The organism is Saccharopolyspora antibiotica (assembly GCF_047200635.1).
GTDB lineage: Bacteria > Actinomycetota > Actinomycetes > Mycobacteriales > Pseudonocardiaceae > Saccharopolyspora_C.
Genome location: NZ_JBJZOI010000004.1, coordinates 229,056 through 253,820, shown reverse-complemented (window position 1 = coordinate 253,820; position 24,765 = coordinate 229,056). Strand labels below are relative to the sequence as shown.

General features: G+C 75.2%; 23 protein-coding genes. 10 read left to right on the top strand and 13 right to left on the bottom strand.

From position 1 onward, the window contains the following. Positions 1 to 53 precede the first annotated feature (53 nt). Genes ACL03H_RS04385 through ACL03H_RS04360 form a run of 6 tightly spaced genes read right to left on the bottom strand, consistent with a single transcriptional unit; the run spans position 54 to position 5,789 of the window. Positions 54 to 491, bottom strand: a complete 438-nt coding sequence (locus ACL03H_RS04385) for a DUF6917 domain-containing protein (RefSeq protein WP_412809761.1) — start codon at positions 489 to 491, stop codon at positions 54 to 56. After that, entirely contained in the window at positions 488 to 1,444 is a 957-nt protein-coding gene (locus ACL03H_RS04380; protein ID WP_412809760.1) for a Gfo/Idh/MocA family protein, read from the bottom strand. The genes ACL03H_RS04385 and ACL03H_RS04380 overlap by 4 nt, the downstream gene beginning before the upstream one ends. Then, positions 1,441 to 2,565, bottom strand: coding sequence for an Ldh family oxidoreductase (locus ACL03H_RS04375; protein ID WP_412809759.1), 1,125 nt, complete (start codon positions 2,563 to 2,565; stop codon positions 1,441 to 1,443). Before ACL03H_RS04375 ends, ACL03H_RS04380 begins: the two co-directional genes overlap by 4 nt. Continuing rightward, positions 2,565 to 3,881 carry a M20/M25/M40 family metallo-hydrolase gene (locus tag ACL03H_RS04370; RefSeq protein ID WP_412809758.1) on the bottom strand — a complete coding sequence of 439 codons (1,317 nt, stop codon included), beginning with the start codon at positions 3,879 to 3,881 and terminating at the stop codon, positions 2,565 to 2,567. The genes ACL03H_RS04375 and ACL03H_RS04370 overlap by 1 nt, the downstream gene beginning before the upstream one ends. Next, on the bottom strand, positions 3,881 to 4,759 hold the full coding sequence (locus ACL03H_RS04365; RefSeq protein ID WP_412809757.1) for a sugar phosphate isomerase/epimerase family protein: 879 nt from the start codon (positions 4,757 to 4,759) through the stop codon (positions 3,881 to 3,883). Before ACL03H_RS04365 ends, ACL03H_RS04370 begins: the two co-directional genes overlap by 1 nt. Beyond that, positions 4,749 to 5,789 carry a Gfo/Idh/MocA family oxidoreductase gene (locus ACL03H_RS04360; RefSeq protein ID WP_412809756.1) on the bottom strand — a complete coding sequence of 347 codons (1,041 nt, stop codon included), beginning with the start codon at positions 5,787 to 5,789 and terminating at the stop codon, positions 4,749 to 4,751. The genes ACL03H_RS04365 and ACL03H_RS04360 overlap by 11 nt, the downstream gene beginning before the upstream one ends. Positions 5,790 to 6,079: 290 nt before the next feature. Between ACL03H_RS04360 and ACL03H_RS04355 the strand changes: the two genes are divergently transcribed. From ACL03H_RS04355 to ACL03H_RS04320, 8 genes are read left to right on the top strand one after another with little or no spacing between them, the layout of a single operon-like run. After that, on the top strand, positions 6,080 to 7,300 hold the full coding sequence (locus ACL03H_RS04355) for a DegT/DnrJ/EryC1/StrS family aminotransferase (RefSeq protein ID WP_412809755.1): 1,221 nt from the start codon (positions 6,080 to 6,082) through the stop codon (positions 7,298 to 7,300). Then, a complete protein-coding gene (locus ACL03H_RS04350) occupies positions 7,300 to 8,439 on the top strand; it encodes a DegT/DnrJ/EryC1/StrS family aminotransferase (protein ID WP_412809754.1) in 1,140 nt (379 codons plus the stop codon). The genes ACL03H_RS04355 and ACL03H_RS04350 overlap by 1 nt, the downstream gene beginning before the upstream one ends. A gap of 44 nt (positions 8,440 to 8,483) precedes the next feature. Then, entirely contained in the window at positions 8,484 to 9,458 is a 975-nt protein-coding gene (locus tag ACL03H_RS04345) for a UbiA family prenyltransferase (protein ID WP_412809753.1), read from the top strand. Then, positions 9,455 to 10,825, top strand: coding sequence for an NAD(P)/FAD-dependent oxidoreductase (locus ACL03H_RS04340; RefSeq protein ID WP_412809752.1), 1,371 nt, complete (start codon positions 9,455 to 9,457; stop codon positions 10,823 to 10,825). The genes ACL03H_RS04345 and ACL03H_RS04340 overlap by 4 nt, the downstream gene beginning before the upstream one ends. A 1-nt stretch (position 10,826) precedes the next feature. Beyond that, positions 10,827 to 12,401: a class I adenylate-forming enzyme family protein gene (locus tag ACL03H_RS04335; RefSeq protein ID WP_412809796.1), complete on the top strand. Its 1,575-nt coding sequence runs from the start codon at positions 10,827 to 10,829 to the stop codon at positions 12,399 to 12,401. Continuing rightward, positions 12,392 to 13,213, top strand: a complete 822-nt coding sequence (locus ACL03H_RS04330) for a class I SAM-dependent methyltransferase (RefSeq protein WP_412809751.1) — start codon at positions 12,392 to 12,394, stop codon at positions 13,211 to 13,213. The genes ACL03H_RS04335 and ACL03H_RS04330 overlap by 10 nt, the downstream gene beginning before the upstream one ends. Further along, complete coding sequence (locus tag ACL03H_RS04325; protein ID WP_412809750.1) at positions 13,210 to 14,877, top strand: CoA transferase; 1,668 nt, start codon at positions 13,210 to 13,212, stop codon at positions 14,875 to 14,877. The genes ACL03H_RS04330 and ACL03H_RS04325 overlap by 4 nt, the downstream gene beginning before the upstream one ends. Then, complete coding sequence (locus ACL03H_RS04320; RefSeq protein ID WP_412809749.1) at positions 14,874 to 16,880, top strand: class I adenylate-forming enzyme family protein; 2,007 nt, start codon at positions 14,874 to 14,876, stop codon at positions 16,878 to 16,880. Before ACL03H_RS04325 ends, ACL03H_RS04320 begins: the two co-directional genes overlap by 4 nt. Positions 16,881 to 16,941: 61 nt before the next feature. On the opposite strand, the gene ACL03H_RS04315 is transcribed toward ACL03H_RS04320, so the two are convergent. Both ACL03H_RS04315 and ACL03H_RS04310 read right to left on the bottom strand, forming a co-directional pair. Next, a complete protein-coding gene (locus tag ACL03H_RS04315; protein ID WP_412809748.1) occupies positions 16,942 to 17,565 on the bottom strand; it encodes a Crp/Fnr family transcriptional regulator in 624 nt (207 codons plus the stop codon). A gap of 140 nt (positions 17,566 to 17,705) precedes the next feature. After that, positions 17,706 to 18,533, bottom strand: coding sequence for an endo alpha-1,4 polygalactosaminidase (locus ACL03H_RS04310; protein WP_412809747.1), 828 nt, complete (start codon positions 18,531 to 18,533; stop codon positions 17,706 to 17,708). A 293-nt stretch (positions 18,534 to 18,826) separates the two neighbouring features. On the opposite strand from ACL03H_RS04310, the gene ACL03H_RS04305 reads away from it, so the two are divergent. Beyond that, complete coding sequence (locus ACL03H_RS04305) at positions 18,827 to 19,012, top strand: hypothetical protein (RefSeq protein ID WP_412809746.1); 186 nt, start codon at positions 18,827 to 18,829, stop codon at positions 19,010 to 19,012. Between the two features lie 21 nt (positions 19,013 to 19,033). Here the strand turns inward: ACL03H_RS04305 and ACL03H_RS04300 are convergent, their stop codons facing one another. Further along, positions 19,034 to 20,284: an MFS transporter gene (locus tag ACL03H_RS04300; protein ID WP_412809745.1), complete on the bottom strand. Its 1,251-nt coding sequence runs from the start codon at positions 20,282 to 20,284 to the stop codon at positions 19,034 to 19,036. A gap of 627 nt (positions 20,285 to 20,911) precedes the next feature. On the opposite strand from ACL03H_RS04300, the gene ACL03H_RS04295 reads away from it, so the two are divergent. Beyond that, positions 20,912 to 21,076, top strand: a complete 165-nt coding sequence (locus ACL03H_RS04295; RefSeq protein ID WP_412809744.1) for a hypothetical protein — start codon at positions 20,912 to 20,914, stop codon at positions 21,074 to 21,076. Positions 21,077 to 21,139: 63 nt separating this feature from the next. Here the strand turns inward: ACL03H_RS04295 and ACL03H_RS04290 are convergent, their stop codons facing one another. From ACL03H_RS04290 to ACL03H_RS04275, 4 genes are read right to left on the bottom strand one after another with little or no spacing between them, the layout of a single operon-like run. Continuing rightward, positions 21,140 to 21,595: an SRPBCC family protein gene (locus tag ACL03H_RS04290; RefSeq protein ID WP_412809743.1), complete on the bottom strand. Its 456-nt coding sequence runs from the start codon at positions 21,593 to 21,595 to the stop codon at positions 21,140 to 21,142. Position 21,596: 1 nt separating this feature from the next. Then, a complete protein-coding gene (locus tag ACL03H_RS04285; protein WP_412809742.1) occupies positions 21,597 to 21,845 on the bottom strand; it encodes an acyl carrier protein in 249 nt (82 codons plus the stop codon). 46 nt (positions 21,846 to 21,891) lie between these two features. Next, on the bottom strand, positions 21,892 to 23,097 hold the full coding sequence (locus ACL03H_RS04280; protein ID WP_412809741.1) for a beta-ketoacyl synthase N-terminal-like domain-containing protein: 1,206 nt from the start codon (positions 23,095 to 23,097) through the stop codon (positions 21,892 to 21,894). Further along, the gene (locus tag ACL03H_RS04275) at positions 23,094 to 24,356 is read right to left on the bottom strand and encodes a beta-ketoacyl-[acyl-carrier-protein] synthase family protein (RefSeq protein ID WP_412809740.1); all 1,263 of its coding nucleotides are present in this window, start codon (positions 24,354 to 24,356) and stop codon (positions 23,094 to 23,096) included. The genes ACL03H_RS04280 and ACL03H_RS04275 overlap by 4 nt, the downstream gene beginning before the upstream one ends. Positions 24,357 to 24,765 lie beyond the last annotated feature (409 nt).

The window sequence follows — 24,765 nt, the reverse complement described above, 5'->3', positions numbered from 1 at the left end:
TGGACGGCGGCCGGTGACCTCCGCCCCTGGTGAGGTCACCGGCCGTTCCCCGCTCAGCCGCCGGACATCGGCGCGGGGCCGGTCAGGACCGACTGCGCGAAGGCCAGGGGCATCTCCGGGTGCAGGCCGAGTTCCTCGCCGGTGCTGGCGACCTCCGCGCGGACCAGGATGTTGTAGTGGTTCGGGAAGTGGCAGGCGTCGAAGCCGAGCACGGTGCCGACCACCCGGTTCCCGATCCGCAGCTCGTCACCGCGATCGAGCACGCCGGCGCAGCCGAACTCCGCGAAGCCCAGGAATCCGACCCGGTCGATCCGGGCGCCGGGTTCGGTGTCGACGTGGTCGGTCGTGACGAGCTCGTGCACCTCGCCCGCCCGGATGCAGCGGCTCGCGTGCGGTTCCAGCGACATGCCCCGGTCCGCCCTGCGGTGCCGCAGCACCTTGACGACCGTGGCGTGCAAGCCGCGCTTGCGGCCGTCCTCGTGCGGATTCACGTCTGCCCCTCCCAGTTCTGCGCGCCGTCGAGGAACTCGGCGCGGTAGACGGCGTCCACCAGCTCCAGCGCGGGCAACCCGCCGTCGGGCCGCCGCGCGGCGGCGTCCCCGCGCCGGTCGAGCAGGTCGCCGAAGTCCGCGAGCGCGGCGGTGTACTCGTGCCCGAGCGAGCCCTTGAACCCCGGGTAGCCCCGCAGCAGGTCCGCGTGGTGCACGGAACCGTCGGTGCAGCGGACCTCCACGTCCTTGGTCTCGCCCGGGTAGGACCAGTCGAGCTCGACGACGGCCGGGACCCCGGTGGCGGAGCGCAGCGTGATCACGGCCTGCCGGTCGATGCCGTCCCGGTCCCGGCGCAGCGTGGCTCCCGCGGGTTCGACATCACCCAGGAACAGCCGCACCAGGTCGAAGGCGTTCGGCCCGTTGTCGGCCACGCACCCCCCGCCGCAGCGGTCGGGATCGAGGTACCAGGTGTCCCCGCCGAGGTGGTCCTCGATCCGCTCCAGGTAGCGCACGATGATCGACTCGATCGGCGCGCTGGAACCCAGTTCCGCCCGCAGGCGCAGCACGTTGCTGTTGTAGCGCCGGTGGAACGCGGTGAACAGCGGCGTCCGGGGAGTGGCCAGCGCGGTGAGGTCGCGGGCGTCGGCGAGGTCGATCGCGATCGGTTTCTCCACGCACACGGGCACCCCCGCGCGCAGCGCGTCGCGGCAGATCGGTGCGTGCGCGTCGTTGGGCACCACCACGAGCACGGCGTCCAGCTCGACCTCGCCCAGCATCGCCCGGTGGTCGAGGTAGGCGGGCACCGAGCCGCCGAGGCAGGCCAGCGCTCCCGGGCGCACGTCGCAGATCGCGGCGAGCTCCCAGCCGGGCGACGAGTCGATCGCGGCCAGGTAGAACCGCGAGATGGCGCCGAGGCCGATCACGGCCACCCGGCGCGGGGTCGGGGCGCTCATCGCGTTCCTCCTGTCTCCTCGGCACCGCGCAGGCCGAGCTCGACCAGTTCGCGGTGCACCAGCGGGCGCAGCGGCACGCCTTCGCGGCGGCGGTGCGCGGCCAGCTCGGCCTCCTGCCAGCCCGGGTAGCGCACCGGCTCACCCGCTGCGGGCGGGCAGTCCAGCAGGGCGCCGAACGCGCGGCGGGCCTCGGCGGCGAACCCGCCGTCCGGACGCAGCAGCCCCGGGTCGAGCGCCAGCACGAAGTAGCCGATGTCGTCGTCGCGGCCGTGCGGCCCGCCGTCCCCGTCGAGTGCCTCGGGCGCGAGTCCGAGTCCCGCCCCGGGCAGCAGCGCGGCCAGCACCTCCACGGCCAGGCCGAGGCCGAACCCCTTGTGCGCGCCGGTCTCCGGCTCACCGCCCAGCCAGCGCAGGTGGGCGGCTCCGCGCTCGAACTCGGCGGGGTCGGTGGTGGTCGCGCCGCTGTCGTCGGCTATCCACCCCTCCGGTATCCGCTCCCCGCCGCTGGCGGCGAGGCGCACCTTGCCGGCGGGAACGGTGGTGGTGCTCATGTCCAGGAGGAAGGGGTGGTCGTCGAGCGCGGGCGCGGCGATGCTGAGCGGATTGGTGCCGAGGAAGGCGAGCGCGCCCAGCGGTGGGCGGGCGATGCGCTGGCGGCCGCAGTTGCTCGCGACGAGGCCGATCATGCCCCGCTCGGCGGCGCGGGCGGCGTGGAAGCCCGCGCAGCCGAAGTGGGTGCCGCCGCGAACCGAAACGAGGCCGACGCCGTGCTCGGCGGCGCGATCGATCGCCTGGTCGGCCGCTTCCGCGGCGGCCCACAGGCCGAGGGCGCGGCGGGCGTCCAGCACGGCGCAGGCGCCGAGGTCGCGCAGCACGACCGGTTCGGCGGCCGGGTCCACCCGCCCGGAGCTCAGCAGCGGCAGGTACAGCCTGGTCAGGTTGAACAGCCCGTGCGAGTCGAGTCCGCACAGATCGCCGTGGCAGAGCGCGTCGGCCGCGAGGAGCGCTCGGCGATCGGGTATCCCGCGCTCGGTGAACAGGCGCGCCGTGAACGCGCGCAGCTCGGCGTGGGGCACCGTGGTTCGTTCCCCGGAGTGCGCGATCTCCGGCAGCAGTGTCATCAGGTGGACTCCTCTCCGGCACCGTCGCGGTGCCGATCGGTGAATGCGACGAGCAGCGCCGCGACCGCGCGGGCGAACGCCCGCAGTTCGGCCACGGCGACGTGTTCCCCCTCGGCGTGCGCGCCGTTCGCCTGCAGGGAGCCCGGGCCGAGCACCGCGGTGCAGGTGTCCGGGATCCCGTGCATCCAGATCGCGTCGCAGGTGAAGGCGGGTTCCTCGTCCGGCCAGCGGTCGATGCCCGCGTCGGCGAACAGCTCCCGCGCCCACCCGGCGGTGTCGTCGAGGCAGGGCAGGCCGCGTTTGAGCCAGTCGACGCGGACGAGCTCGGCGGCACGTTCCGCGGTGCGGGCGAACTCCCTGGTGTGCCGGAAGATCGCGGTGAACTCCGCGAGCCCGTCCCGCACCGCGGCCTCCAGCGCGCGTTCGGCCGCCTCGCCCTCCGCGGTGGTGGCGTAGGAGAGGTTCAGCAGCAGGCTGCCGCTGCCGTAGACGCGGTTGTGCCGGTCCCCGGTGCGCATTCCGGCGACGCAGCACCGCCCGGGGCGGTCGCTCGGGTCGAGGCGGCGGGCGAGGTGCTGGGCGAGGAACCCGAGCAGCACGGTGGCGTTGTGCCCGGAGGCGGGGTCGTCGTCGATGGCGCCGCGCCCGTCGACGGAGACGCGGGCGGTGGCCGAGGCGGTGGCGCGCGGCAGGTAGCGCAGCCCGGTGGGCTCGCAGAACACGTTGAGCCGCCCGAAGAAACCCGCCTCGACGAGCGGACGGGTGCCGTAGACCCCCATCGCGCCGCCCTCCTCCCCGGACACCGCCTGCACCAGCACGCCGACCTCGTCCCCGAGGCCGGGGCGCGCGGTGAGGGCGGCGCGGATCCCCGCGAGCAGCGCGACGGCCGGCCCCTTCGCGTCGACCGCGCCCCGTCCGGTGAGGACGTCTCCGCTGCGGGTGACGGGTTCCAGCCCGGCGACCGTGTCCAGGTGCACGTTGAACATCGCGGTCCGCCGCGCGGGCAGTTCGGGACCGAGCCGCAGCACGAGGCTGGGCTGGTCGGCGAGGAAGCCCGGATTGCTCGCCGCCTCCCGCACCGCGCGGGGGATCCCGGGGCGTTCCAGCGCCTCCGGACCGGGCGCGTCGTGGTGCGCGGTGCGGAAGCCGATCCGGTGGGCGGCGCGGGCGTAGCGCTCCTGGGCCTCCCGGATCCGCGCCGGTGGGGCGGCGGGCTCCAGCGGGTTCACCGTGGGGATCTCCAGGAGGTCGCGCAGCAGCGCCAGGTCGGCCTCGGTGAGCGGGTCCACCCCGGCCGGGGCCGGTTCGGCGCGCATCAGGACCGGCCGGGTGCCGCGACGCCCGCGGCGTAGGGGGCGAGCAGGTCGCCCAGCAACCGCTCCAGGCAGCGGCCCGCGTCGACGAACCGGTCGGCCGCGTCGGCGTCCGGGCCGCTGCCCTCGTGCGGACGGGTCGCCAGGTGCGGTTCCAGCGAGAACGCCCCGCGGTAGCCGGAGTTCAGCAGCAGCCGCAGGCAGTCGGCGACACCCGCGCTCCCCTCTCCCGGTCGCGCGTAGGTCACCGCGCCCGGCGCTCCGATCGCGTCCTTGACGTGCACGTGCACCACGTGCGTGACCACGTGGCGCAGCACCTCGATCGCCCGGTAACCGTGCTCCGCCCCGTTGCCGGTGTCGAACAGCAGCCGCAGGGCGGGCGCGTCGGCCAGCAACCGCAGCATCCGCTCGGGATCTCCGGCCGCCCACCCCGCGCAGTTCTCGTGCACCAGCACCACGTCGAGCTCGGTGGCCCGGTCGGCGAGCCGCGCGACGCGCTCCCGCGCCCGGGCTCCCCACTCCGCCTCGGCCAGTCCGTCGTTCGGGTAGGACATGATCCGCACGTGGCGGCAGCCCAGTTCGGCGCCGAGCTCGGCGAGCCGGTCGAGCTCGGCGAGGTCCGGCTCGAACGGCGCGGTGACGGGCCGCGCCCAGTTGCCGATGCGCGAGGCCAGGCACACGACGTCGAGCCCGGCGGCCCGCACCTGGCGCACGACGCGCCGGGCGTCCCCGGGCTGGAGCTCGGCCAGCGCCGTGCCGTCCACGGTGCGCAGTTCGACGCCGCTCCAGCCGAGTCTGCGGATCGCGGCGAGCTGGCCGGTGAGGTCGGTGGCGGCCTCGTCGCCGATGCCCGCCAGCGCGGGTCGGGGGTCACCCTGCATGATCGGAGGTCCTCCTCTGGTGTCGAACGGGTCCGGTCGTGCCGACGCGGCGCCCCTTCGCGGCCGCGAGCAGGCGCACGACCTCGCACTGCTGGGCGAAGCGCTCGTCGGCCTCGGGATCGGGTTCCGGAACGCGAGCGCGGAACCGCCGGTAGGTGCGGAGCACGAACTCGGTGAGCGCGTCGTCCGGGAACACCTCCCACGGTCGCGGCGCCCCGGGCACGTGCAGCTGCGCGTGGTGGTCCTGGTCGCTGAGCGGGTAGTGCCCGACGACCCGCCCCCGGGCGAAGTCCAGCTCGACCCGGCGCTCCCGCACCGGGGCGGTGAGGTCGGAGACGAGCTCCGTGCGCGTCCCGTCCCGGTGCCGCAGCAGCATCCGGGCGCCGCCCATCCCGGGCAGCACCAGGTCGCCGCAGCGCATGTCGGCGGACTCGGCCCCGACCAGCTCGGCGGGGCCGCCCAGGTGCAGCGCCACGCCGAGCGAGTGCGGCAGCTCCACGTCGAAGGCGGTGGGGTGGCCGCTGGTCGACTTCGTGTGGGCGAACCGCGGCTTGTGCTGGTGGAACGACATCGAGCGCAGCGGGCCGAGCGAACCGCCGCCGATGAGCCGGGCGAGCCTGCGGGTGAGCTCGGCGTCGAGCCAGTGCGCCACCACGGCCAGCCGCAGCCCGTGCCGGGCGCGGATCCGTTCGATCTCGGCGAGGCCCGCGAGGTCGACCGCCAGCGGTTTCTCCACCACGAAGCGCCGGAAGCCGAGTCCGGCCAGCTCCCGGAGCAGGGCGGGGCGGTCCACCGGCGGGGTGCACAGGTGCACGACGGTGCGCCCCGGGGGGACGAGCTCGGCGGCGGCGCGGACCGACTCGGCCGCGGTCACCCCGGGCCGCACGAGCCGGGTTCGCGGTGCGGGATCGCAGGCGATGATCGCGCCGGGGTGGAACGGGTCGCGGTCGCGCTCCCGGGCCTGCGCGAGCACGCGCAGGTGCAGGCCCGCTCCGGCGCGGCCGAGTCCGACCACGAGTGAGTGCAGCATCGTCCTCCGTTGCTCCGGATCTGGAATGGACATTTCCCCGAACGCCGACTTCGGTCCATTCAGGACGGAATGCGATCGGCCGCGCGGGAATGCGAGCGCACCTCCCGCCGAGCGGGGGCCGGGGCGCAGACTAGCGATTTCGCGGAACGACCTCGGAGGCGGGTCGCGGCCCACTTCCCAAACGATCACCGAAAAGGATGAAAAATGCTCGCCCACCCCCGCCGCCCTTTCCGGAGAACGCGGCGTTGGGTTAGGTTCTCCAGCCGACGAAGCCCTCTCTTTCCCAGGAGTTGACCATCGTGTCCCGCGGTGCGAATGACGCCGGGGCGCGAGAATTATCGAGCCCGCCGGATACGTCCGCGCCCGTTCCGTTCTTCTCGCAAGCCCGCAGTTTCGACCGGCTCTGGCCGGACCTCAGCGCCCGCGTCGAGGACGTCTTCGACAACGGCAAGTTCTCCCACGGCAAGCAGGTCGCCGAGCTGGAGCGCCGGTTGTGCGACTACACCGGGGCGCGTTACGCCATCGGTGTCAACAGCGGCACCGACGCGCTGGTCCTGCTGCTGCGCGCGATGGGCCTGCGGCCCGGCGACGAGGTCGTCGTGCCCGCCTACTCCTTCGTCTCCACCGCGAGCTCGGTGGTGCTGGCCGGGGGCCGCCCCGTGTTCGCCGACATCGACCCGGTGACCTACGCGCTCGACCCGGCCGAGGTCGAGCGCGTCGCGGGACCGCGCACCCGCTTCGTCATGCCCGCGCACCTGTTCAACCAGATGGCCGACATGAGCGCGCTGTCCCGGGTGGCCGCGCGGCTCGGGCTCGGAGTGCTGGAGGACAGCGCCGAGGCGATCGGGATGCGCCAGCTCGGCGTCCACGCCGGCCTGCACGGCGCTGGTGGGGTGCTGTCGTTCTTCCCCACCAAGGTGCTCGGCGCGATGGGCGACGCCGGGGCCGTGCTCACCGACGACCCGCGGATCGCGGAACTGGTCGGCGGGCTGCGCCATCACGGGCGCTTCGGCCACACCCTCGACCACTTCCCCGGGATCTCCACCGAGACCGCGCTGCCCGGGACCAACAGCAAGATGGACGACATCCAGGCCGCGGTGCTGCTGGCGAAGCTGCCCGGGCTGGACGAGGACATCGCCCGCCGCGCCGCGCTGGCCACCGCCTACCGGGCACGGCTCGCCGACGTGCCCGGCGTCCTGCGGCTGCCGGAGGTGGTCGACCGCGGACCGGGCTCGGCGAGCGTCAGCTACGTCTTCCAGATCGAGGTGGAACGGCGGGACGAACTCGCCGCCCGGCTGGCCGAGCGGGGAATCGGAACGGAGACCTACTACCCCGTTCCGCTGCACCGCCAGCCCTGCTTCCAGACCGCGCGTCCGGGCGCGGAGCGGCTGCCGAACGCGGAGGCCGCCGCCCGGCGCGCGCTGGCGCTGCCGCTGTACCCGGACCTGACCCTCGAACAACTGGAACAGGTCTGCGCCGCGGTGCGCGCGTTCTATTCCGGGAGGCGATGATGCGCTCCGAAATTCCGTTCTTCCCGCCGGACCTTTTCGAACACGACCGCAAGGTGATGCTCGACGTGATCCGGGACATCGGCCGCGATTCCCGGCAGAATTTCATTCTGGGCGAGCACACCCGCGAATTCGAGGAGATGCTGCGGGCCGATCTCGGCGCGGCCGACGTGATCGCCTGCGGCAGCGGCACCGCCGCGCTCGGGCTGGTGCTGCGCGCGATGGACGTCGGTCCTGGTGACGAGGTGGTGGTGCCCGCGTTCGGCTGCGCGCCGCTGGCCTCCTCGGTGCTCGGGGTCGGGGCGACCCCGGTGTTCGCCGACGTCGACCCGCGCACGATGGTCCTGGACCCGGAGTCGGCGCGCGGGCGGGTCACGCACCGCACCAAGGCGGTGCTGCCCGCGCACATGTTCTCGGTCATGGCCGACATGCCCCGGTTCACCGAGCTGGCGGCGAGCCACGACCTGCGGCTGCTGGAGGACTCCGCGGTCGCCCAGGGCGCCGTGCTGCACGGCACCCCCGCCGGGATGTGGGGCGAGGCGGGGGTCTACTCCTTCGTCCAGGTCAAGTCCTTCGGGATGCCCGGCGAGGGCGGGGCCGTGGTCACCAGGAACCCGGCGCTGGGCAAGCGGGTGCGAATGCTGCGCAACCACGGCCAGCAGGAGCGCTTCGTGCACCGGGTCATCGGCACCAACAGCCGCTTCGACGAGATCCAGGCCGCCTTCCAGCGCTACCGCTACGCCGGGTTCCCGGCCCGGCTCGCGCGCCGGGCCGAGATCGCCGAGCGCTACACCGAGCGCTTCGCCCCGCTGGCCGACCGCGGAGTGCTGGCGCCGCCGCCGGGGCGGGACGGCCGCTGCCACTACGTCTACTGCCTGCAGGCCGAGGAGCGCGACGTGCTGCGCGAGTACCTCGCCGAGCACGGCATCGGCTCGCACGTCTACTACCCGCTGGCGCTGCCGCACCAGGCCGCGTTCCTGCCCTGCGCGCCCGTCGGGGAGCGCTGGCCGAACGCGGAGCGGGCCAGCGCCCGGATCCTGGCGCTGCCGATGTACCCGCACCTCACCGACGGCGAGGTGGACCGGATCGCCGACGCCGTGTGCGAGTTCGCCCGCCACCGCCGCGGACCCCAGCCCGCCTGAGGGCCGGCTCGCCCCGTCCCGCCTACCGAGGAGCCCTCCGCACGATGACCAGCGACCTGCACGCCGCGCCCGGGCACGCCGGGAGCGGCAGGCCGGAGAGCAAGGCTCGCAGCTACGCCCGGCTGGGCAAGCTCGACGTCTACGACTACTACCTGAGCATCCTGGTGGTCGGATCCGCCGCGCTGCTCCCGGCGGCCGCCGGGGCGGGCGCGATCCCGGTGCTGCTGCTGTTCCTGCTCGGCGAGGTGTGCACGGTCGTCGCGCTCGTCGCGTTCGACGACGTGACCGGGTTCCGGGACGGCAGCGACGGCACCAACTACGGGCCGAACGACCCGCTGCGCCGGAAGCTGCGCAAGCCGCTGATCGCGGGCACGCTCACCGAGCGGGAAGCGCTGCGGTTCGGGTGGTTCGCCGCGGCGGCGGGGGCGGTGCTGTGGACCGCCGCCGTCGCCGCGGCCCCCCACCGTCCCCTGTGGACGCTGGTGGTGCTGGCGCTGACCTACGTGCTGGCGTTGCAGTACTCCTGCGGGCTCAAGCTCAGCTACCACGGCTTGCAGGAGGCCTACCTGGTCGCCCTCGGCACCGCGCTGGTGCTGGTCCCGCACGGGCTCGCGACCGGTGAGTTCTCCGGTTTCGCGCTGGTGCAGGCGGTGCTGTTCGGCCTCGGGCCGCTCATGTTCGGCGTCTACTCCAACACCAACGACGTCGTGGGCGACCGCTCGGTGGGCAGGCCGACCGTCGCCGCGCTGACCACGGAGCGCGGCAACGCGCTGTTCATCGGCGCGCTCTCCGCCGGCGAGTTCCTGCTCGGGCTGGGCGCCTCGCTCACCGGGGTGGCGCCGTGGTGGTTCGCGGTGCTGCTGCTGCCGGGGACCGCGCTGCGCGCCCGGCAGTACCACCTCGGGTTCCGGGTCGGCGACATCATGCGGGCCCGCAGGCTGGGGTTCCGGGTGCACCGGGTGCACGTGGCGCTGCTCGTGCTGGCGAACCTGCTCGTCGGAGGGGGGTTCGCGGGATGAGCCCGGAGCTGGACGTGGCCGTGGTCGGCGCGGGCATGGCGGGGCTGGCGGCGGCGACCGAGCTGGCGCGCGCCGGGCTCGACGTCCGGGTCTTCGAGGCGGCCGAGCAGGTGGGCGGCCGGACCGCGAGCGTTCGCGTCGACGGCTACACGATCGACGCCGGGGCCGAGCAGCTGTCGCCGCGCGGCTACCGCGCCACCTGGGAGCTGTTGTCCCGGCTGGGGATCGGTGAGCACGAGGTCCCGTTGATCAGCAGTCCGATCGCGATGTGGCGCGGCGGTCGGCCGCACGCCGGGGTCGCCGACGCGCGCGGGCTGCTCACCGGCGCCGGGCTCTCCCCGCTGGCGCGGGTGGACCTGGCCCGGTTCCAGCTGTGGCTGTCCCGGCGGCGCGGGGAGTTCGACACCGACGACCCGGAACGCACCCCGCTCGGCGCCGCCACGGTCGCCGAGTTCGCCCGCGCCTACCACCCCGACCTGCACGACTACCTGCTGCAACCGGTCGTGGGGACGTTCTTCGGCTGGAACACCGAGCGCTCGGCCGCGGCGGTGATGCTGTCCCTGCTGCTGGCCGTGGGCGACGCCTCCGGCTGGCGGACCTACCGGGGCGGCATGGACGTGCTGGCGCGGCGGCTGGCCGCGACGCTGGACGTGCGCACCGGGCACCGGGTGCACCAGGTCGTCTCCACCGGCCAGGCCGCGCGGCTGCTCGTCGGCGAGGAGACCGTGACCGCCCGCGCGGTGCTGCTGTGCGTACCCGCCCCGGTCGCCGCCCGGCTGCACCCGGGGGCACCGGAGGTGGAGGCCGACTTCCTCCGGGCCTGCACGTTCACGCCGGCGCTGAAGGTGAGCTGCCTGCTGGACCGGCCGCTGGCGCCGCGCCACGGTCCGCCGCCCTACCTGCTGCTCACGCCGGAGTCCGAGGACGACGTGCTGTCCGCGATCATCTTCGACCACCAGAAGCACCCGGACCGCACCCCCGCCGGGGCGGGGTTGCTCACGCTGATGCCGAACGCCGCGACCACCGCGCGGCTGCTGGACCTGCCCGACGAGGACGTGATCACCCGGCTCGCCACCGCGGCCGCCGACTACGTGCCGGGGCTCGCGGCGGCGACCCGGCGCACCTTCGCGCACCGGCACCCGCTCGGCCTGCCGGAGGCCACTCCGGCGGCGCTGGGGCTGCGCTCCCGGTTCATGGCCCGGCGCCTGCGGCCCGTCGACTACGCCGGGGACTGGGTGATGCTGCGCCCGGCCAGCGAGGGAGCGGTGCGTTCCGGCGCGCTGGCCGCCTCCCGGGTGCTGAGCCGGTTGCGCGCCCCGTTGAGCATTCCGATCCAGGCGAGGAGCCGCCGCGTTGAAACCGCATGACATGGGTGTCCTGTTCGACGAGTGCGCGCGGCGGGGCGTCGCGACGACGGTGCGGCTGGACCGGCCGTTCGACATCGCGCCGGACGGGGGCGCGAGCTGGTCCGTCCCGGAGCTGGCGGAGCTGGTGCGCACCGCCGCGGGCTGGCTGGCGGCCGCCGGGGCCGGGCGCGGGGACCTGGTCGCGATCGCCAAGGACAACCACTGGGACTACGACCTGCTCGCCTGCGCCGCGGTGCGGATCGGGGCGGTGCCCGCGCAGCTGTCGGCGGAGCTGCCGACGACGGCCCTGGAGCAGCTGCTCAAGCGGCTGGACGCGCGGGTGCTGGTCACCACGAGCGGCCTGGTGCGGCGCTGCGCCGAGCAGGGGCTGGACCTGGTCTCGGCCGCCCGGACCGCACTGCTGCTCGACGGGTCGGCGCCCGGCGCGGTCGCCCTCGACGAGGTCCGGAACAGCGCCGCGCCGGCCCCGAAGCTGCGCCCGGACGACGACCCGCTCGTGGTCCACCACACCTCGGGGACGACCGGGGTGCCGAAGCTCGTCGTGCACTCCACCCGCACCATCATCGGGCAGCTGGCGCGCTTCGAGTGCACCCGGCTGCCGAAGATAGGGGTCCGCCCGGACGACGTGGTGGCCAACGCGAGCTCCTACGCCCACGGCCGGACTTTCTGCTGGACGGCGGTGGCCCTGAGCACCGCGCCCCGCGACCTGGTGGTGCTCAGCGGCCACGACCCGGACCGGGCCGATCCGGTGCTGCGCGCGCACCCGCCGACGATCGTGGAGGCGCTGCCCGCGGCGTACGTCCGGTTCCGGCAGCTGACCGGGCGGCTGGACAACCCGTTCCGGCGGGTGCGGCTGTACATCAGCACCTACGACGCGGTGCACCCGCCGACGATCCGCGCGTTCCTGAACGCCTCCGCGCACCGGAGTCCGCTGTGGATGCAGGGCTGGGGGCAGACCGAGACCGGCCCGCTCACCTTCCGCTTCCACACCCGGCGCTCGCTGACCGGTGTCCGAGGGTCCACCGCGCGGAACCTGGGGTGGCCCGTGCCGGGGCGAACGCGGTTGCGGGTGGTGGACCCGGACACCTTCGAACCGGTGCCGCGCGGCCGCCCGGGCCTGGTGTTCGTGCGCACCGCCGCGCGCTGCCAGGACTACCGGGGCGAGTCCGAGCGCTGGGACGCGAAGCGGGTCGGGCCCTGGTGGAACACCGGTGACCTGGGAGTGCACCACCGGGACGGTCACCTCACGCTGCTGGACCGCGAGGTGGACCGCTCCCCCCGGCTCAGCTGCCTGCGCACCGAGGACCTGCTGGAGGACCGGATGCCGAGCGCCCTGGAGTGCGTGGTGCTGGCCCGGCCGGGCGAACGCCCGCTGCCGGTGGTGGTGACCCCGGACGGCGCGTTGCCCTCCGGGGCGTGGCGGCGCGCGGTGCGCGGCCTGCCGCCGATGCGGGAGCCGGTGGTGCTGACCTGGGAGCAGGTGCCGCGCACCGGCACCGGGAAGGTCCGGCGATCGCAGCTGCTGGAGCGGCTCACCGGCAGCGCCGAGACCTCCGGTTCGGGGCGGTGGACGTGATCGCCCCCGAACAGCGCTGGCCCGCGGTGAGCAGCGGTTACGTCTTCCACGACCAGCAGGTCCGCGAGCAGGAGCAGCGCAGCTGCCTGTCCGCCGCGCACGATCCGCTCACCCTGGCCCGGCTCGCGGAGACCGGCGTCGGCCCGGGGTGGCGCTGCCTGGAGGTCGGTGCGGGTTCCGGGCAGGTCGCGCGCTGGCTCGCGGACCGGGTGGCGCCCACGGGTTCGGTGCTGGCCACCGAGCTGCGGCCTGGCCTGCGACCGGGCCCCGGCCTCCAGGTCCTCGCGCACGACGTGGTGTCGGACCCGCTGCCCGCCGGGGAGTTCGACCTGGTGCTGGCCCGGTTGGTGCTGCGCCACCTGCCGCAGCGGCACGAGGTGCTGGCGAAGCTGGTGCGGGCGTTGCGACCGGGCGGCTGGTTGCAGATCGACGAGTTCGACACCTCCTACGAGCCGCTGCTGCTGGCTCCGGACGAGGAATCCGCGCGGCTGTACGAGAAGTTCCTCGCGGCGAAGGCGACCGTGATGCGGTCGGCCGGGGTGGACGCGGATTGGGGCCGCCGGGTGCCGCTGGCGATGCGGCGGGCCGGGCTGTCCGGCATCGATCCGCGTCCGCACGTGCAGCTGCGGCACCGGGATTCGGCGGACCTGCGGTTGCTGGCCCACCACACCGAGCACCTGCGCGATCAGCTGTTGGCGGCGGGCATGACGGGGCCGGAGCTGACCCGGGTGCGGGAGGTCATGCTGCACCCGGACTTCCGGGCGACCTCGAGCCTGATGTACTCGGTGCACGGCCGGAAACCCGCGCGGTGAGCGCCCTTCCGGTGTTCCGGGCGGCGCGGCCGCGGACCGCCGAGCTGGTGCGGGACCGCCTGGGCGCCGCCGGGAGCCCGCGGTGCGAGCTCGGCTGGGCCGGCCCGGTGCGGGCGCCGCTGGCGGACGAGGTGGCGGTGCAGGCCGCCTGCGGGATCATGCAGGTGCACGGCCGGGCGGCGGGGCGGCCGCGCGAGCTCGGCGTGGCGGGCGCCTCGGTGCTCGCCGGAGCGCTCGCGGCGCACGGGGAACTGGCCGCGGCCATCGCCCGCGCCCGCGGCGGCCGGGTCGAACGGGTGCGGACCTCGGTGGCGCAGGCAGCGCTGTTCGGCGTGCGGCAGTACCTCGCGGTGGCCGCCCGGGAACCGGACGCGCACCCCGGGGGCGCGGGGCGGCGACCGCCGTTCACGTCCGCCGACGGCATCAGGTTCGAGCTGGAGACGCTCGACGCGGAACCCTGGCTCGGCTTCTGGCTCCGGTTGGGGGCCGGGACCGGCGCGATCTCGCGGGGCTGGTTCCCGTTCCAGCAGCGGTTCGCGACGGCCCGCTGCGCGCTGCCCGCCGAGCTGCACGAGGTCGCGGGCCGGGCCCGCTTCGCGGCCGTCCGCGCGGCGGCGGCCGCGCACGGGGTGAGCGTGCTCGCGGTCCGCCACGATCCGGAGCCGCCCCGCGAGGTCCCCGCCTGGGAGAGCTCTCCCCTGCCGGGCGCGGCAGCCGCGTCCGCCGCGCTGCCGGGGCCGGGTTCGGCGCCGCTGGCGGGTCTCGTCGCGGTCGAGTGCACCCGCCGGGTGCAGGGCCCGGTCGCCGGGTTGGTGCTGGCGATGCTCGGCGCCGAGGTGATCCGGGTGGAGCCGCCGGGCGGGGATCCGATGCGCGGGGTTCCACCGATGGCCGGTGCCTGCTCGGCCCGCTACCGGGCGCTCAACGACGGCAAGCGGACCGTCGAGGTGGACATCAAGTCCGCCGCCGGGCGCCGCGAGCTGCGGGAGCTGGTGGCCGGAGCCGAGGTCTTCGTGCACAACTGGGCCCCGGGCCGGGCCGCGCGGCTCGGGCTGGACGCGACCGACCTGGCGCGCGCCCGGCCGGGTCTGGTGTACGCGGCGGCCGCCGGCTGGGATCCGGCCGCGGGCCCGGATCCGCCGCTGGGCACGGACTTCCTGGTGCAGGCGGGCAGCGGGCTGGCCGCCGCGCTCACGCCCGCCGGTGAGCCGGTGGCGCCCACGCTGCTGACGCTGACCGACGTGCTCGGCGGGCTGGTGTGCGCGCACGGCGTGCTCGCGGCGCTGCTGCGCCGGATCCGCACCGGCACCGGCTCGCGGGTGGACAGCTCGTTGTTCTCCGCCGCCGGGCTCGTCCCCCGGGCGGCTCGCGCCCGCCCGCGCCCCTGGGACGGTCCGCTCCGGACCGCGGACGGCTTCGCCGTGCTGCCGGAGACGACGGCACCGGAGGCCGCCACCGCGCTGTTCGGCGCCGCGCCGGAGCGGATCGCGCGGCGCTGCCGGGAGGAGCCGACCGCGACCTGGGTGGCGCGGGGCGCGGCGCTGGACCTCGTCCTCACCCCGGTGTGCGCGGACCTGGGCGAGCTGGTCGCCGACGCGCGGTTCGCTCCCGCGCTGGGCCGCACCGGACACGGCTTCGCACCGCCCCCCTGGGAGTTCTCATGACCGCCACGCCGAGGATCCGCGACCTCGTCCCCGCCGCGCTGCGGGCCCGGTGGGTGCGGGCCGGGTACTGCCCCGGCCGCGACGTGCACGCGCTGTTCCGCGAACAGGCCCGCGCCCACCCCGGGCAGGACGCCGTGATCGACGCCGAGCGGTCGTTGGACTACGCCGCGCTGGATCGCGAGGTGGACCGGATCGCGGCGGCGCTGGACGCGGCGGGCGTCGCGCCCGGCGACGTCGTCGGGCTGCGGATGCGCAACGGCTGGCGGCTGGTCGTCTCCGAGCTCGCGGTGGCGGCGGTCGGCGGTGTCGTGCTCGCCTACCCCGCCGATCGGGGCGACCGGGACACCCGCGGTCTGCTCGGCCGCTCCCGCGCGACCGCGGCGATCTTCGGCGACCCGGGCGACGCGGACGGTGCCCGCGCGCTGCCGCACCTGCGGTGGGTGTTCACCTTCGGTGCCGGGGAGTCCGGCGCGCGCTCGCTGGACGCGGCCCCGGCGAGCGGCTGGGCGGCGCGGCCGGTGGACGCCGAGGCGCCGGTGCGGATCCTGGTGACCTCCGGCTCCGAGGCGGAGCCGAAGATGATCGCCTACTCGCACAACGCGATGGCCGGCGGACGGGCGAACTACGTGCGCGCCCTGGCGGAGGTCGCGCGGCCCGGGGGGCCGATGCGGGCGCTGGTGCTGATGCCGCTGTCGTCCTCCTACGGCTCGCTGGTGAGCCACGTGGCGATCGCCGCGCTCGGTGCCACCGCGGTGCTCGCCGACCGGTTCGACCCGGATTCCGCGTTGGAGCTCGTCACCCGGCACCGGCCGGGGCACCTGTTCGGGGTGCCGACGATGCTGCGCCGCCTCGCCGACCGCCCGCCGATCCCGGGCGAGGACCTCACCAGCCTCGTCGCCGTGGTGTCCAGCTCGGCCCCGCTGTCCGAGGTGACCGCGCGGTCGGCCGAGCGGCGCCTCGGCGCACGGGTGATCAACGTCTACGGTTCCTCGGACGGGATCAACTGCCACACCGCGCGCACCCCGGGCGAGCCCGGGGCGGGGCTGCCCGACCCCTCCGTCGCGGAACTCCGCGTGGTCGACGAGCGCGGCGTCGACGTGCCCCCGGGCACCAGCGGCGAGATCCTCGCCCGCGGGCCGATGACCCCGCTGAGCTACGTCGCCGCCCCGGAGCTCGACGCCCGGCACCGCACCGCGGACGGCTGGGTCCGCAGCGGCGACCGCGGGCTGTTCGACGAGCACGGCCGGCTGCACGTGCTCGGCAGGCTGCGGCTGGTCGTCTCGCGCGGTGGCCGGCACATCAGCCCGGCCGAGGTCGAGCGCGAGATCGCCGCGCACCCGTCGGTGCTCGACGTGGTCTGCGTCGGGGTGCCGGACGCCGACCTGGGCGAGCGCCTGTGCGCCTGCCTCAGCGTCGCCCCCGGGGGGGGCGGCTCCGGATCTGCCGGGGCTCAACGCGTTCCTGGCGCAGCGCGGCCTGGAGCGCCGCAAGCTGCCGGAACTGCTGCTGGTGCTGCCGGAGCTGCCGCTGGCACCGACCGGGAAGGTCTGCCGCCGCAGCACGGCGGCCCTCGCCGCCGACCACTCGCTCACCACCGCACCTGGGGGAACCGCATGACGCGGACCGCCGCCGCCCGAGTCGACCTCGGCACCTCGCCGCGCCGCACCGGATCGCCGGGAATCCGGCGCGGACGCGCGGAGATCCGTCCTGGACGCGGCGCTGCTGGAGGTGATGCGGGTGCGGGCTTCCCAGCTCAACGGCTGCCGGCACCGCACCGCACATCCGGCAGGCGCTCGCGCACGGCGAGCCCGGGGCCCGCCTGGCGCAGCTGCCGAGCCGGGCGGACTCGTACCCGTTCACCGCGCGCGAGCGAGCCGCGCTGCTGCTCACCGAATCGATCACCCGCCTGCCCGGCGGCGAGGTGCCCGAGGAGCACCACCGGCCCGCCGCCGCGCACTTCACCCCACCGCGGCTGGCGCACCTGGTGCGGACGAGCCCCCTGATCAACACCTACCGCCCGCTGTCGGCCAGCGCGGAGGGCCGAGCTCAGCCGGACGTCGCCGTTCAGCCGAGGAAGCGGTCCGGATCCGGGATCGCGTACCAGCGGCGCCCGGTGCGCAGCACCCCGGACTCGCGCATCGCGCGCAGCGTGGCCTCGACGTGCTTGGGCGAGGAGCTGATGGCGCTGGCGATGTCGGTCTGGGTCAACCCGCGCACCTCCAGCCCCGCCGACGTCGTCCGGCCGAAGCGCGACGCCCAGTGCAGCAGCATCATCCGCAGCCGCTGCGGCACCTCGTGGCCCAGCGCGAGCTGGCGGTGGTCGGCGTGCTCCTGCCGCCGCCGGTAGGTCTCGTTCACGAGCTGCCGGACGTCATCGGACTCGGCGTAGCCGGCCCGGAACGCGGCGGCCCGCAGCCGCCAGGCGTGCCCGGGGCCGAGCGCGACGACGCTGGCGCTGCGCGGCAGGTCGTTGATCACGCCCGTCTCGCCGAGCAGGTCGTCGTGCCCGGACAGACCGGCGACCGGCTGCCCGCCCTCCACGTGCGGGAGCACGATCTTGAGCAGGCCGTCCCAGACGAGCAGCACGTCATGCGGCGGTTCACCCGCGAGCATCAGCCGTTCGTCGCGGTGGAAGGCGAACAGGTCGCCGTTCTCCCGCAGCCAGTTCCTGCCGCGATCGCTGCTCACGATCCCGGATTCTGCGGCAGATCCGCGCCGCGGGACGGTCTCCCGCTCGAACCGACCGCGCGTTTCGCCCGGACGGCCCAGCGGGGGTGGTGTGGTGGGCCGTCCCTCCCCCGCTGCCCCGGCCGGGCGCACGAGAGCGGTCAGCAGTGCTCGAAGACGTGCGCCGGGTCGTCCGGCCCGACCAGCTCGCGATCCCGCAACGTCGTGGACTCCGGCGTTGCCGGATCGGCGCAGACCTCGTCGAAGGTGCCCCGGAGGTCCTCGGCGTACTCGATGTCGAGCACGCCGCCGCCGTAGGTCGCGGCGTAGTCGGCGCACTCCTCGTAGCGGTGGCAGCTCTCGGTGATCGCGAAGTCGAACCCGGCCTCGTCCCGGCCCCGGGAGCCGAGCTCGGCGGCGTTCTTCTGCGCCACGGCCAACCCCGCCCGGTGCGCGCGATCGGTGAGCAGGGCCGCGAACGCGAGGTTGTGCTCCTCGGTCAGCAGCTCCTGGGAGCGGGAGTAGGAGTCCAGGTTGTCCAGCTCCACCGAGTCGAACCCGCGGTCCGCGCAGGCCGACACCGACTCGCCGAGGATCTCCGCGAGGCGGGTGCGGTGCTGCTCGGTGGAGGTGTCGAGCAGCAGCTCCTCCGGCCAGCCCGGATCGCGCACCGGCTCGCCGTCCGGGCCGGACAGGACCAAGTCGCGGCGTTCAGAGAGCCAGAGCTCGCGATCCTGCGGCTGGGACTGGAAACCGTTGACGTAGCAGACGTTGTGCGCTCCCGGGGCCGGCTGCGCCGTGCTGTCCCGGGTCACCGCGGTGACCTCCGCTGCCGGGGGGTAGGCGCCGCCGAGCTGGTAGTCGTGCACCGCGCCGGGCGGCGGGAGGGCGAGCCCGGGCGCGACTCCGCGCACCTCGGCCACCTCGCGCGACTCGACCGGGCCGGGGGCGCAGCCGCTCAGCAGCAGCGCGGCCGCGACGATCGTCAACGGGGTTCGCGGCGACGGCCGCCGAACCTGAGTTCTTCGCACCGGACCGGACCTCGTCGCTCGGGCCGCGGCCCGGGACGCCGCGGCGGTCGACCGGAGCCTATCGCGGCGGCGCGCCCTGCTGGCCCCTCCGCCGGGGCGTCCCGGGCCCTGCTCCGAGCGCACCAGCGAGCCGCGGCGGTCAAGGGGCGCCGAGTGATTCCACTCGAAGGGTGGGTTCGCGGCGGGCGAACGTCATGCGGGCGGCGCAGCGGGATCTCATCGACGTCCCACCGACCGAACAGGGAGTGCGCATGGACGACGTACTGGTAGACCGCGTCCGCTGGCTGGTCGACGTGCAGGCCCCGAAGGACCCGGACCGCGCGGTCGCCGAGCTGGACCTGCTCATCGCGCGCCACGGCAAGGCCAGCATCGCCGCCGCGCTCGCGGTCGTCGCCCCCGCCGAGATGGCCCGCCTCGTCCGGGGCACCCGCTGCTGATGTCCGCCGGTGCCGGCTGAGCTAGCGGCCCCCGCCGACGCGCCGACCGGAGACCAGCCGCTCCGGCCGCCCGGGCACCGCGGACCGTCCGCTCCGGTCGAGCCGGGTGTAGACGGTCGCCGCGCCCAGCAGCGCGATCGCCAGCACCAGCCACGGCGCGGCCCCGGAGATCCCGAACAGCGCCGTGTGCACTCCGGGGCCGATCGCCGTGGCCACCCCCCACACCAGCTGATAAGCGGCGCCGTAGCGGCCGAGTTCGGATCCTCCGGCGAAGCCGAGCACCACGACCAGGGCCACCGCCCCGAACAGCGCCTGCCCGAGCGCGAACAACACCACCACCGCGCCCAGCAGCGGGACCGCCGTCCCCGGCCCGCACCGGGCGAGCAGCGCCAGCCCGCCGAGCGCGACCGCCAGCAGCGCGGCGGACTGCGCCATCACCCGCAGCGGTGCGCGCTGCCCGGACCAGCGCAGCGCGACGGGCTGGAAGGCGGGCACCAACGCGCAGGCGAGCACGTAGGTCATCGGCGGCAGCCACAGCGGCAACGAGAGCCACCGCAGGTAGAGCGGCAGGATCGAGTCGAACGCGACGCTGGCGAGGGTGAGCGCGGAGGTGGTACCGGTGAACGCGAGGAACCGCCGGTTCGCGAGCACGCCGCGGTACCCGCCGGACCGGGGCGGCGGCGGAGCGGGAGGGCACCGGCGGCCGAGCCGGTGGAACAGCAGGCCGACGAGCGCGAACACGGCGGCGTTGAGCAGCGGGATCGCCGTCCAGAACGCGGGTCCGACGCGCTCCGACAGCGCCGCTCCCACCGCCACGGCCAGCGCCCCCACCCCCAACCCGAGCGTGCGCAGACCGTTGAGCAGCGCGAACATCCGTCGCCTGCCCTGGTCGTCGGAGGTCGCGGAGGCCACGAGCCCGCCGTGCGCGGCCCAGAAGAACCGCTCGCCGAGGCTCACCGCGAACGCGACCAGCCCCACCGCCACGGGGTGCGCCGCACCCAGGTAGGCGGGGAACGCCAGCGCTCGCACCGCGCAGCCGAGCGCGGCGGCGCGGTGGGCACCGAGCCGGTCGGCGAGGGCGCCGGCGGCGAGCCCGCCGAGCAGCAGCGCGGCGACCGCCCCGGCGCTCAGCGCGGCGCCGGTGGCCGCCAGCGGCAGGCCGCGCCCCTCGCTGAAGTACAGCAGCGCGAACGTCACCCACACCCCGGTGCCGACGGTGTCGACCACCATCGCGGTCAGGAACGCCGCCGGGACGGGCCGGTGCGCGTCCATCGGGTCTCCTCAGGGGTCGCGGGCACGACGGGACGCCCGCGGCCGGATCGCGGGGTTCGAAGGGGGCGGGCGGTGCGCGCACGACGGCGTCGTCGTGGTCCGGAGTCGTCGGGGGCCGGAGCTTCGGGGCCGGGGCCGGGCGGCGCACCGGGGTTCCTCCGCTCCGGAGGGCCGCGCTGATCGCTCCGCGCTCCACGCTAAACACCGGGCTGGCGCGGATCCAGGGGCGTCACACCCTCGGGTCGACCGATTCCCGTTGCGGCACAACGATGTGCGCGGCCGACCGCGTCTTGCGCGGCGACCCGGGAATCCGCCTCGGGCGCCGAGAGCGATCGGGCACGCCGGAGGTTCTCAGGCGCGAGGCTCATCGGCGGACCGGCCGCACCACCGAAGTTGATCAAGATCCATAGTGGACCTCCACCCAGCGGCGCCGAGCGCACCGCCCCCGACCTGCGCGAGCCCCCACCCCGAGGACAACTTGACTGATCAAGTAAGTCGTTTTCCCCGCCATCACCGCTCGTCGACGCACCCCGAACCGGACACAGTGGCCTGCGCACACCGCCGGACCGGCGGTTTTCACCGGTACCGATGTCAGCGAGACGATCTCAGTCCCTTAGTCTCTGGCTCGTGAGGGAAGAACGCACACAGCTGCACGAACTGATCGACCAGCTGCCCGACGACCGCCTGGGGCAGGCAGCCGCGCTGCTGGAGAAGCTGGTCAGCAACTCGCTGCGCCGCAGCTTCAAGACCGAGGAGAAGTCCGACGGGCACGACCAGCGCTGGACCCGCTGACCGCGCCGAGGGCCGCCCGCGACCGACCGGTGCCCGGCACGACCGGGCACCGGGTCGGCCGCGTCACCGCGCCTCGCGCGCGGCCCGCTCCACGACGGCCTTGATGCGGGTCATGTTGGCGCGGGTGGCCGAGTTGAGGCGGGCGGTCATCGCCTCGTCGTCGAACGGGGCCTCCGGGCGCATCGCGAACTCCTGCACCCAGCGCAGCACGGTGCCGGGCGCCGTGTCCTGGTAGGTCCAGTGCAGGTGCACGTACTCGAACGGCCCCGTCTCCAGCCGCCGGGCGCGCACGGTCCGCGCGCCGACGTCCAGCACCCGGCGCGAGACCCAGCTCCACACCCGCCCCTGCTCGTCCGGGTGCGTGGTGAGGCGGAAGTCGATGGTGTCGCCTTCGCGGCGCAGCACCTCGGACCTGGCGTACTCGGCGAACAGCTTCGGCCAGGACGCCACGTCGTTGGTCATCTCCCAGACCAGCGGCAGCGGAGCCCGGATCGTCACGGAGTTGTCGGTGCGGGCCACCTCAGCGCACCTCCCCCGCGTTGACCACCCGCAGCAGGGCCGCGGGCGTGGTCGCCTCGGCGACGGTGTCCGGCGGCAGCGCGATGCCGTGCGTCCGGCGCAGCACGGCGGCCACCTCCAGCAGCGCCACCGAGTCGTAGCCCAGCTCGACGAAGTCGCGATCGGCGATGTCGCCGTCGAGATCGGCCAGCTCGGAATCGCCCGCGGCGGCGCGGATCGCGCGCACCAGCTCGGCCTGGGTCAGTCGCATCTCCCTGCCTCCTCACCTGTTCGTTCCTGGACTCGTTCCCGTCCCGTCACAGCGCGGTCACCACCAGCGCGGAGTTGAACCCGTCCGGGTCCCGGGCCAGCACCAGCACGGCCCGCAGCGCCAGCTCGCGCGGCTGCTCCAGCACCAGGTCCAGCTCCGGGCGCACCGACCTCGTGCCGATGGTCGGCGGCAGCACCCCGTCGCGGAGCGCGAGCAGCGCCGCGACGGCGTCCAGCGCACCAGCGGCCGAGTCGAGCCGTCCGGTCATGCTCTTCGGCGCGGTGACCGGCACGCCCGCCGGACCGAACACCTCGGCCAGCGCCGAGATCTCCGCGCGATCCCGCTCCGGCACCCCCGCCGCGTCCGCGAACACCGCGTCCACCTCGGACGCGGGGAGCCGGGCCGCCCGCAGCGCCCCGCGGATGGCGCGCACCAGGCCGGTGCCCGGCGCGCGCGGCTCCGGGTCGAAGGTCGCCGCGTGCCCCGCGAGCCGCCCGTAGACCCGCGCCCCGCGCCGCGCGACCGCCGAGGCCCGCTCGACCACCAGCACCGCAGCGCCCTCGCCGGGCACGGCGCCGGAGGCGCCCTCGTCGAAGGGCAGGTAGGCCCGGCGCGGATCCGGATCGGTGCTGAGCCCGCCGCCCGCGCAGCGGGCCAGCAGCCCCCACGGGCACAGCGCGGCATCGGCACCGCCGGTGAGCATCAGCGCGGGCCCGTCCCGGCGCAGCGCCCGCACCGCCTGCGCGATCGCGTCCAACCCGCCCGCCTGGCCGGCCACCAGCACCGATCCGGGCCCGCGCAGGCCGTGCCGGATGGAGATCTGCCCGGTGTTCACCGCGTAGAACCAGGCGAAGGACTGGTAGGCGCTGACCTGTCCCGGCCCCCGCGCCCACAGCTTCTGCTCCTCGCACTGGCCGAACTCGAAGCCGCCCGCGGCCGCGGCGGTGATCACTCCCGGCTCGTCGCCGAGCCCGCCCCGCATCCCCGCGTCCGCCACCGCGGCGTCGGCGGCGGCCAGCGCGTAGCGGGTCGTGCGATCGGTCTGCGGCAGCATCCGGGGCGGCAGGTGGCGCGTCTCGTCGAAGTCCAGCACCTCCCCCGCCACCCGCACCGGGTAGCGGGAGGCGTCGAACCGGCTGATCGGGTAGAGCCCGCTGCGCCCCTGCAGGAGGGCGTCCCAGTGCTCCTCCGCGCCGACACCGGTGGGCGCGACCACCCCGATCCCGGTGACCAGCACCGGGTCGGCTCTCATCCCGCCGCCTCGGTCAGCACCACGGCGCTCTGGAACCCGCCGAACCCGCTGCCGATGCTGAGCACCGCGCGCAGCCGGGCCGGGCGCGGTTCGCCGGGGACGTAGTCCAGGTCGCACTCGGGGTCCGGCTCCGCGTAGTTCGCCGTGGGCGGGATCGTCCGGTGCCGCATCGCCAGCGCGCAGGCCGCGATCTCGATGGCGCCGATGGCACCGAGCGAGTGGCCCACCTTCGCCTTGATCGAGCTCACCGGGATCCGGTGCGCGGCGGCGCCGAGGGCGCGCTTGAGCGCGGCGGTCTCGTGCCGGTCGTTCTGCCGGGTGCCGGAGCCGTGCGCGTTGACGTAGGCCACCGGCGGGAACCCGGCCTCGCGCAGGGCAGCCCCGATCGCCCAGGCCAGCTCCGTGCCGTCCGGCCGCAGTCCGGTCATGTGGAAGGCGTTGCAACGCCCGGCGAACCCGGCGATCTCGGCGTGCACCACCGCGCCCCTGCGCAGCGCGCTGCCGCGCTCCTCCAGCACGAAGACCGCGGCGCCCTCCCCCAGCACGAAGCCGTCCCGCCGGCGGTCGAAGGGGCGGGCCGCGTGCGCGGGATCGGCGTTGTTCGGCGAAGTCGCGGCGATGGCGTCGAAGCAGGCGACCGTGATCGGCGAGATCGGGGCATCGGTGGCACCCGCGACGACGATCCGCGCCCGGCCGTCCCGGATCAGCTCGGCCCCGTACCCGACGGCGTCCAGCCCGGAGGTGCAACCGGTGGAGACCAGGGCGACCGGCCCGCCCGCGCCGACCTCCCGGGCCACGTCGCGGGCGATCGAGGACGGCACCTGGTAGTCCCGCAGCCGCGCGGCGGCCGCCGCCGGATCCAGCAGCCAGCTCGCGCCGTCGCCCGACACCCGCCGGTAGTCCTGCTCCAGACTGGTGGTGCAGCCGACGGCGCTGCCGATGCTGACCGCCACCTCGGCCGGATCGCCGCCCACCGGATCCCACCCGCTGTCGCGCACGGCGTCGCGGGTGCAGGCGATCGCGAGCTGGGTCGCGCGATCCTGCTCGGCCCGCTGCCGGGCGGTGAATCCCTCCGCCTCGGCGTCGAAGTCCACCTCCGCGGCGATCCGGGAGCGGAACGGCGCCGGGTCGAACGCCGTGATGGTGCGGGTCGCCGTCCGGTCGCTGACGAGCAGCTCCCACAAGCCCGCCGCGCCGTGCCCGCCCGGGGCCCGCACCCCGATCCCGGTGAGCACGACCCGGTGCCCGGCCGCGCTCACGGCCGCCAGCCCGCCGGCACCGGCGCGGACGGCGCCGCGCGGCGCACCGAATTCCGGGGAAGATTTTCCCGCCTGCGCATGGACACCTCTCGAGGTGAGTTGTTCCCGCCCTGTCCTGCGGTCACCGGAACTCGTCGTCCCGGTGTCAGCGGAGCGCGGCCGCAGCCGGGCGCGCTCGCCGGGAGGAATCCCGGCCTGGCGTTCGACACGTCGGCGATGACGCGGGAGACCGGCCCACCACCAGGGGAAACAGATCCCGCGCACTCCGCGGGAGCACTCGGGGATCAGAATTCGGAACCGGCGATTGCGCAGTCAACCAGCACCCGAAATGGAACAACACGGCCAACCGAGTGATTAACCGGCGGAAAAATGCGTCGTTCACCCGGAATTGCGACCGGAATCGAATTCC

What these genes read in the sequence shown, in the direction of transcription:
- ACL03H_RS04380 (WP_412809760.1), bottom strand. Translation starts at nt 1,444, where the DNA reads ATGAGCGCCCCGACCCCGCGCCGGGTGGCCGTGATCGGCCTCGGCGCC.
- ACL03H_RS04375 (WP_412809759.1), bottom strand. Translation starts at nt 2,565, where the DNA reads ATGACACTGCTGCCGGAGATCGCGCACTCCGGGGAACGAACCACGGTG.
- ACL03H_RS04370 (WP_412809758.1), bottom strand. Translation starts at nt 3,881, where the DNA reads ATGCGCGCCGAACCGGCCCCGGCCGGGGTGGACCCGCTCACCGAGGCC.
- ACL03H_RS04365 (WP_412809757.1), bottom strand. Translation starts at nt 4,759, where the DNA reads ATGCAGGGTGACCCCCGACCCGCGCTGGCGGGCATCGGCGACGAGGCC.
- ACL03H_RS04360 (WP_412809756.1), bottom strand. Translation starts at nt 5,789, where the DNA reads ATGCTGCACTCACTCGTGGTCGGACTCGGCCGCGCCGGAGCGGGCCTG.
- ACL03H_RS04350 (WP_412809754.1), top strand. Translation starts at nt 7,300, where the DNA reads ATGCGCTCCGAAATTCCGTTCTTCCCGCCGGACCTTTTCGAACACGAC.
- ACL03H_RS04345 (WP_412809753.1), top strand. Translation starts at nt 8,484, where the DNA reads ATGACCAGCGACCTGCACGCCGCGCCCGGGCACGCCGGGAGCGGCAGG.
- ACL03H_RS04340 (WP_412809752.1), top strand. Translation starts at nt 9,455, where the DNA reads ATGAGCCCGGAGCTGGACGTGGCCGTGGTCGGCGCGGGCATGGCGGGG.
- ACL03H_RS04335 (WP_412809796.1), top strand. Translation starts at nt 10,827, where the DNA reads ATGGGTGTCCTGTTCGACGAGTGCGCGCGGCGGGGCGTCGCGACGACG.
- ACL03H_RS04320 (WP_412809749.1), top strand. Translation starts at nt 14,874, where the DNA reads ATGACCGCCACGCCGAGGATCCGCGACCTCGTCCCCGCCGCGCTGCGG.
- ACL03H_RS04305 (WP_412809746.1), top strand. Translation starts at nt 18,827, where the DNA reads ATGGACGACGTACTGGTAGACCGCGTCCGCTGGCTGGTCGACGTGCAG.
- ACL03H_RS04300 (WP_412809745.1), bottom strand. Translation starts at nt 20,284, where the DNA reads ATGGACGCGCACCGGCCCGTCCCGGCGGCGTTCCTGACCGCGATGGTG.
- ACL03H_RS04285 (WP_412809742.1), bottom strand. Translation starts at nt 21,845, where the DNA reads ATGCGACTGACCCAGGCCGAGCTGGTGCGCGCGATCCGCGCCGCCGCG.
- ACL03H_RS04280 (WP_412809741.1), bottom strand. Translation starts at nt 23,097, where the DNA reads ATGAGAGCCGACCCGGTGCTGGTCACCGGGATCGGGGTGGTCGCGCCC.